General features: G+C 72.5%; 4 protein-coding genes. All 4 read right to left on the reverse strand.

The features are described 5' to 3' along the window. Positions 1-494 precede the first annotated feature (494 nt). Complete coding sequence (locus AC5LSR_RS02905) at positions 495-701, reverse strand: hypothetical protein (protein ID WP_250283324.1); 207 nt, start codon at positions 699-701, stop codon at positions 495-497. A gap of 97 nt (positions 702-798) precedes the next feature. Next, the gene (locus AC5LSR_RS02910; protein ID WP_493468115.1) at positions 799-4,017 is read right to left on the reverse strand and encodes a DUF5682 family protein; all 3,219 of its coding nucleotides are present in this window, start codon (positions 4,015-4,017) and stop codon (positions 799-801) included. A 29-nt stretch (positions 4,018-4,046) separates the two neighbouring features. Then, entirely contained in the window at positions 4,047-5,159 is a 1,113-nt protein-coding gene (locus AC5LSR_RS02915) for an ATP-binding protein (RefSeq protein ID WP_250285343.1), read from the reverse strand. Between the two features lie 82 nt (positions 5,160-5,241). Continuing rightward, positions 5,242-6,092, reverse strand: an 851-nt coding sequence (locus AC5LSR_RS02920; RefSeq protein ID WP_493468116.1) for a VWA domain-containing protein, incomplete at its 5' end; no start/stop codon positions are given.

The following is a 6,092-nucleotide window of genomic DNA, read 5'->3' on the forward strand; positions in this document are numbered from 1 at the left end:
CCGCCCTCCGGTGGCCGGCGCAGCCGCACGTCCGTCGCGACGACGACCCCCATACCGCCCTCCCTGCTTCCCTGTTCAAGCCTCTTCGGGCTTCCGGGCCTTCATGATCTCCAGCACGATCTCCAGGTGGACGGGATGGCCACAGCCGCATGCCCTCCGGCCAGCGCACCTCCAGCCCTCCGGCCACGCGAGCACAAATGACCGAGTGGCCTTCGGCGAGTACCTCTCCGGGCCTCCACCTCGGCTTCCTCGAGTCCCTCGCCTCGGAACGGACCGGCGGCACACCGACCCACATCCACGTCCACCAGCAAACTTAACCTACAGGAATCGACATACCACCTTTGGTTACGGTCGCACGTAGAGCCCGGCGCTCCCATCGGCCAGCCCGGCCCCCACAGCAACCCACCCCAGCCCTATCCGGGCAGAGAATCACATATCAGGACAAAGAAGGCGCGACAACCACGGACGTGCCCCGTGGCGCCGAAGCACCCCGCTCACCCGCCAGCCGACACCCGCCCATCACTACCCTGGGCAAGCTCCGCTCGCACCTGCGCGACCCGCTGGTGGGAGATACCAAGCAGCTCGGCGACATCACGCACCGACAACGAACCTGGCAACCGGGCGACCGCGCTGCGGATCGCCTCCGCGGACTCCCGCTCCGCCCGCTCCGCGATCGCACGAGCACGACGCGCCGTCGCCACCACCCCTCCAAGCCGGAGCCCATGCCCCAGAGGCCACCCGTGCCTCGGTACGGTCGCAGGAGCATCGATACGATCACCCTACGGCGCATCCAGGTATCTACTCAGGCCGTTCATGCATCGGCTCGGCACCTGTGGGAAATGGATGTGACCGCTGTGGAACCGGCTCCGCGCCGAGCAGCGCCGCCACCGCGTCGGTGGTGGCCGGGTGGGCGGCGAGCAGGTCCGGCACCGGGCCGGCGGCCGGCCGCGCGGGCCCCACCGCGTCGCGCCCCACCGCGTCGGCCCGCGCCCCGGCGGGGCGCGCCTCGGCGGTCGCGGCGTCGGTTGCCGGGGACGGCGGCTGGGCCGACCAGGGGGCGGTCCATGTGTCCAGCGCGGGGAGGGTTCCCGGGAACGTACGGCCCGCCTCCCGCAGCAGCATGGGCATGTGCTCACCGGCGTGGTCGCGCAGCGTCCTGATCAGCGTCGGGAGCCAGGGGAGCAGGACCCGGTCCGGCAGGCGGGCGAACGCCTTGGACATGATCTCGACGACGAACGGTGCCAGCGTCGGCACCGGCTCCAGGGCCTGCACGAAGCCGGCCAGGTAGCGCGGGAACGCGCCAACGACCAGCGGGTTGGCGAGCAGGCCGTCGCAGCGGGCCCGCAGCTCGGCCGGGGTGAGCCGGCCGAGACGGGTCTGCGTGGCCCACAGCAGCGCCGTCCGCTCGGGCTCCCGCGGGTGGGACTGGCGCACGGCCAGCTCCAGCTGGGCCCGGTCACAGCCGAGCGCGAGCGCGAAGTTCTCCAGCGTCAGCAGGAAGCCGAGCATGGAGGCGACCTGGCGCACGCCGGTGCCGTCGGCCGTGAACGCCGTCGGCAGCAGGGTGCAGTAGTGCGCGTAGCCCTCCTTGACGAACCGCTCGCACCACTCCGGCAGGGCCGGCTCGGTGACGCGGTAGCAGTCGAGCAGCCGCCGGATCCGGCGCAGCACCTCCGGCGCGTCGTCCACCGTCCGCTCGCCGGTGAGCAGCTCGACGGCGCGGGCGCCGAGCTCGTCGGCCAGCCGGCGGCTGCCGAGGAACGTGACGGCGTCCTCGACGGCGGCGAGCGCGACGGCCGCGGTGGCCTCCGGATCCCAGGCGGTACGGCGCAGCCGCCGCTGCAGGGCCTGCTCGACGGTGACCGCCTCGTAGCCGAGCTCGATGAGCTCGCGCTGGTGCTTCCCGATCGACAGGTCCCAGCTCTCCTGCGCTGACCGCTCCCCCAGCCGGCGGACGCCGAGGATCGGGCGCACGGCGCCGTCGGGCAGCAGGTAGCGCAGCATCCACAGCAGGTGGGAGCAGTGCGCGAGCTCAGGGGTGGCGGTCAGGTCGAGCAGGGCGCGCTGCACCGTGCGCCTGGACAGGTCGAGCCCGAGCGGGGCCAGCCGGTCGTGGACGTCGCGGGCCAGCGGCGGGAGGGCGTCGTAGCCGACCTGGCCGGCCCGGTCACCGCCGAGCAGGATCTCGCACAGCCGGCGCACGTCGCGCCGGCCGGGCACGACGTCCTTCTCGATGCAGGTGACGGCGGCGTCCTGGAAGTCGTACGGCGTGGGGCGGGCTCGGTTGCGCAGGCCTGCGAGCAGGATCGACGTCTCGAACACGGCGATGGCGTCGGCCGTGCTGGCGAGGTAGCCGTTGCGGCGGGCCAGCCGGACGATGTCGACGCACCAGCCGAGCAGCTCGTCCTCGTCGATCCCGTCCAGCGCCGGCGGGCGCTCCAGGAAGCCGGACAGCCGCTCGGTGCCCGTCCCGGGCCCGCTGCCCGCGCCTGCGCCGGTGGCATCGCCCACGGCCGGGACGGCAGCATCGCCCGCGACAGGGCGGGCGATGCGGGGCCTCGCCGTCCGCCCGGCCTTCTTCGCGGCGCCGGGCTGGCCGGCGAGCCGGAACGGCGCGACACCCGAGCGGGCCAGCGCCTTCGCCCACGTCGCCGCGGCGATCGACACCGAGCCGCCGGCCAGCCCGAACTGGGCCTCGATCGCGGAGTGGCTGGACGGGATGAGCCCGTACAGCCACCTGGTCGGCGTCACCGGGCCGATCTCGTAGCTCGCCACTGGTGCCGCGGCGGCCTCCTGGCCGCGCTCGGCCTGGCCCTGCTCGGCAGGGCCGGCTGACGAGGAGCCGGCTGACGAGGAGCCGGCTGACGAGGAGCCGGCTGACGAGGAGCCGGCTGACGAGGAGCCGGGTGGTGAGGAGGCTGTGCCGAATTCCGGGACATGGCTGACCGCGTGGAAGGCGCCGCAGACGTACAGGCAGTCGTCGCGGTCGATGCCGGAGGCGGCGAGGTGATCCCGGATCCGGGTCCACATGTGGCGCTCGCGTTCCTCGTCGCGGGCGAGCCTGCCGTCCCCGGCCGGGGTGAGCCGGCGGAACAGGCTGCCGATGAGCGCCAGGGCCTGCCGGTAGGTGCCGTAGTCGGCGTCGGCGAGCGGCTGCTCGACGTACTGGTCCCACCATTCGGACCAGTGCCGGACTCGGCCGTGGCGCAGCAGGAACTCCTCGAGCTCGGCGAACCGGGGCCGCAGGTCGCCGATCTCGAGGCCGACGGCGTCGCCGTGCAACGCCGCCTCCTCGCCGTCCTGGTCTCCGCGGTCCTGGTCTCCGCCGTCCTGGGCCGGCCCGCCCGGGACCGCCGACGCCGGGCCCGGAGGTTCGTCGGCCTGGCCCGGCAGGTCCGGCCGCTGGCGGTTCTCCCACCGGGACTGGCGGTTCTCCCACTGGAAGAGGTGGTCGGCCGACCAGTCGACGAGCACGAGCTCGACGCCCGGCGTCTCGAGCGCGTAGGCGATCGCCTGGTACTCGGCCGACGCCTCGGTGATCGGGGCGACCACGCTCAGCGGCCCCACCCCGGCGGGGAAACCCTCGAGCTCGTGGGCGAAGGCCTGTGGGGCGACCGGCAGCCGGCAGTTGCGCAGCTCGCCGAGGATCGGCCGCAGGTCCTCGCAGAGCTCCAGGTAGATGGCCCTGGGCCGTTTCTCCCGCAGCCGCCGGGCCATCGCCAGGGCGGAGGCCGGCGAGTGGTGACAGACCGGGAAGATCTCCAGCGGCTCGGCCAGCGCCCAGGCGACATCGTCGACCAGGCCCGCCAGGATCTCGGCGAGCGCGGCCGAATCCGCGGCGAAGGCCGCCGCGGCGTCCACCAGCCGCGCCCGCAGCTGGCCGAACGGCCCGTCCAGGCCCGCCGCCACGGTGCCGTCCGCCGCGGGCCCACCTGGCACGCCCGCGAGCGCGTCACCGGCCAGCGCGACGCCGGCCGGTCCGTCGTCGGCCGGCCCGTCGTCGGCGAGGGTGCTCATGGCGTCCCGGCTCCTCTCCGTCGCCATGCTCAGGACAGGACGGCGATCGCCTGGCGCCCGCCCTCGAGAAACTCGGGCCACAGGCCGCCGTCCTTCCTGCCCCGTGGCTCGACCACGCCGTGCAGGTACCTGTTGAGGATGGCGAGGTCCTCGGGGCTGCGCCGGGCGAGGGAGCCGACCAGTGAGCTCGCCAGCGTGCCGGCGTGCAGCCGCTTCTCGCCGAAGAACTGGCTGTGCAGGATCGCGTCCTCCAGGACGCCGATCTGCTCGGCCGTGGACAGCGCCGACTCGAGCTTCTCGTCGTCGCTGGTCGCCGACGCGGCAGCGGTGCGCAGGTCGGCGAAGCTCTGCAGCAGGATGTCGAGCAGGGTCGGCGGGACGTCGAGCTCGATCTGGTGGCGGCGCAGCAGCTCGGCGGTGCGGAACCGGACGATGTCCGCCTCGCTGCGTCTGTTCGTCACCACGGGGATCCGGACGAAGTTGAAGCGCCGCTTGAGCGCCGAGCTCAGGTCGTTGACGCCCCGGTCCCGGCTGTTGGCCGTCGCGATGACCGAGAAGCCGGGTCTGGCGAACACGACGTTGTCGTTGTCCAGCTCGGGGATGGACACGTACTTCTCGGAGAGGATCGAGATCAGCGCGTCCTGGACGTCGCTGGTCGAGCGGGTCAGCTCCTCGAAGCGGCCGATGACGCCACGCTCCATCGCCGTCATGATCGGCGACGGGATCATCGACTCGCGGGACTGCCCCTGGGCGATCACCATCGAGACGTTCCACGAGTACTTGATGTGGTCCTCGGTGGTACCGGCGGTGCCCTGCACGACCAGCGTCGAGTCGCGACTGATGGCGGCGGCGAGCAGTTCGGCGAGCCAGCTCTTGCCGGTCCCCGGGTCGCCGATGAGCAGCAGGCCGCGGTCGGAGGCGAGGGTGACGACGGCGCGTTCGACCAGGCTGGCGTCGCCGAACCACTTCTGGTCGACCTGGCGGCCCAGCTTGTCGGACTTCTGGGAGCCGAGCACGAACAGCCGGACCATGCGCGGGCTCAGCCGCCACGAGTAGGGCTTCGGCCCGTCGTCGACGGACTCCAGCCAGTCCAGCTCGTCGGCGTACTTGACCTCGGCGGGGGCACGCAGCATCTCGGTCATCGAGGTTCTCCTGCGGTGTCGGCTTGCGGGGGAAGAGGGGTCGGGAAGACGCCGGCGCACGGGGTGGCGGCGCCGGCCGTCCTCAGGTCAGGAAGTTCTTCAGCTCGACGACGAGCTTGCGGATGTGGCCGGAGATGACCGGCGTCCCCAGGTCCTTGAAGCGCTGCCGGAACCAGGGGTTCACGCTCGCCTGGCCGGAGCTGTTCACGGACCCGACCGGGATGAACTTCGCGCCCGAGCGGTGGATCGCCTCGAACGAGGCGAACAGCTGCTCGACGTGGGACTCGTAGTAGTCCGAGATCCACACCAGCACCGTGTTGCGCGGATCGGTGATCTTCGGACGGGCGAGCGTCATCGCGGCCGTGCCGTCGGTGCCGCCGCCGAGGCGGGTGCGCAGCAGGACCTCGAACGGGTCGTGCACCCAGGGGGTGAGATCGAGCGCGCGGGTGTCGTAGGCGACGAGGTGGACGTCCACCCTGGGCAGCCCGGCGAAGATCGACGCCAGGATGGTGCAGTTCACCATCGCGTCGACCATCGAGCCCGACTGGTCGACGACCACGATCAGCCGGGCCGGCGTGGTGCGCCGCGCGGTCTGCCGGTAGTACAGCCGGTCGACGTAGAGGCGCTGGTCCTCGGCGTTCCAGTTGGGCAGGTTCTTCCAGATCGTGCGGTCGATGTCGAGGTTGCGGAACACCCGCTTCGGCGGCACGGAGCGGTCGATCGTCCCGACGCTCGCCTTCTCCACCTGGGTGCGCAGCACCTCGGCCACCTCGTCGACGAACCGGCGGATCAGCGCCTTCGCGTTGGCGAGCGCGACGCCGGACAGGTTGTGCTTGTCGCGCAGCAGCTGCTCGACCAGCGACATGCTCGGGGTGAGCCGGCTGGCGAGCGCGTTGTTCGCCAGCACCTCGCGCAGACGCATGCGGCGCACCA

The sequence above is a fragment of the Protofrankia sp. CiP1_Cm_nod4 genome (assembly GCF_982290645.1).